Consider the following 1,823-nt stretch of genomic DNA (forward strand, 5'->3'; position numbering starts at 1 on the left):
AGCTGGCGGCACTTCTGAATATTTCAGACAACCAGTTATCCTACATCACCAATGTAGGTGCCGGCCACGGACTGATCCGCTGCTCCGGAAATCTGGTGCCGTTTGAAAACTCGTTTCCAAGAAATACAAAACTGTACCGCCTGATGACGACCAAGCCGGGCGAAGCGTAAGAGCAGTACAGACCGGGACTGGAGGTGAGAGATGAAGGATATCAAAACCAAAGAAGTCACAACAAAACCAAAGACTAAAAATCCTGCCTCCAGAATCCCGAAGGAGCTGATGCGGACGGCCATACTGGAGAGCAAGGAAAAGTCCCAGACCATCGCAAATGCCAGGGATAATGACATGGAGGAACAGTCCCCATCCGAGTATGCCAGTGGAAAAGTCGCATCCGCAGAGGAATGGGCTGCCAGAAAGTCTGGCAGAACTGTAACCAGCGCCGGAAAGACAGCAGCACAGACTTCCTACGAGAAGATCAAACTGAGAGTTACTGGCAAAAAAGAAGCGGAGAAAGAAGCTGCCAGAGGAACAGGGGACACACAGGCTCCCGATCCGGTCAGTCGGGAAGCACCAGAGCAAAAGAATCGGGAACAGACATCTGAGAACGTGAAGATTAAAAGCCGGGAAGCTCAGGAAGCACAGATCAAAGATGTCCAGATCCAGAAAGCCAAGCGGCAAAAGGCGGTTTCAGATGCTATCAAAACAAAAGAACAGAAAATTCGGGTAGCCAGAGAGACACCGAGAATCCAGAATGGACAGGAACTATCAGGAACGAAGCAGTTCTCCATCCGAGACCAGAGCCGGAAAAAGGCAGTCGCAGATACTGCAAGACAGAATGCCATCTGCCAGAAACAGCCGGAAACCATCCGGATCAAGGAAAAGCCACGGAAACAGTTGGAGCCGAAGACCATACAGCGGCGTACTATTAAGACCGCCCCTCCATCTGCGAAGATTAGCATCCAGCCAGAGCAGAAGCTCCGTGTAGCCAGTTCCAATGCCCTGACAACCCGGATGCAGAAGCAGATGGAACGAAGGGCAGCGAAACAGGCGGCGAAGAAAGCAGCCTTGCAGACTTCTGATGGAATCCGTCGGATACAGAAAACGGCAAGGGCAGGGGAGAATACATTCAAGGCAGCTAGAGCCGCCGTGGAAGTGGTAGCGAAAACCGTGCAGTCCATGATAGCTGCACTGGGAGCCGCCGGAGCGGTCATGGTTCTGCTTCTGGTTATCATGGTCGGGATCATTGGCGGTGCGGCATTCTCTGGAAGCTCAGAGAGCAACGAAGCACTCAGCCAGGAAGTACTTTCCTATACGGCAACCATACAGAAATACGCCAACCAGTATGGAATCCCCGAATACGTTTCCGTGATACAGGCAATCATGATGCAGGAATCTGGCGGCCGGGGGACCGATCCCATGCAGAGCAGTGAGTGCCCATACAACACCCGGTATTCCAACAGCCCGAATGCCATCCAGGATGCGGACTACTCCATACAGGTAGGAATCCAGTATTATGCGGACTGCCTAAGAGAAGCCGGATGCACCAGCCCACAGGACATGGACAAGCTGAAGCTGTCCCTGCAAGGGTATAACTACGGAAACGGGTACATAACGTGGGCGATTCAGAAATATGGCGGCTACAGTGCAGAAAATGCCCTGCAGTTTTCCAATGAGCAGGCTGCTTCGCATGGCTGGAGTGCCTATGGTGATCCAGAATACGTCCCTCACGTTCTGCGGTATTATTCCAGCGGCGGATTGTTTGCCGGCTTGTTTGGAGGCAACGGCCAGATCGTATCCGTGGCACTTACCCAGCTTGGAAATGA

At 52.5% G+C, this 1,823-nt stretch carries 1 protein-coding gene; it reads left to right on the plus strand.

The window, feature by feature from the left end:
• Positions 1-201: 201 nt before the first annotated feature.
• Positions 202-1,823 (plus strand): lysozyme family protein (locus LIQ05_RS19180; RefSeq protein WP_226822911.1); only part of this gene is annotated, 1,622 nt, incomplete at its 3' end.

Origin of the sequence: Blautia glucerasea (assembly GCF_020537505.1) — a bacterium.
GTDB lineage: Bacteria > Bacillota > Clostridia > Lachnospirales > Lachnospiraceae > Blautia_A.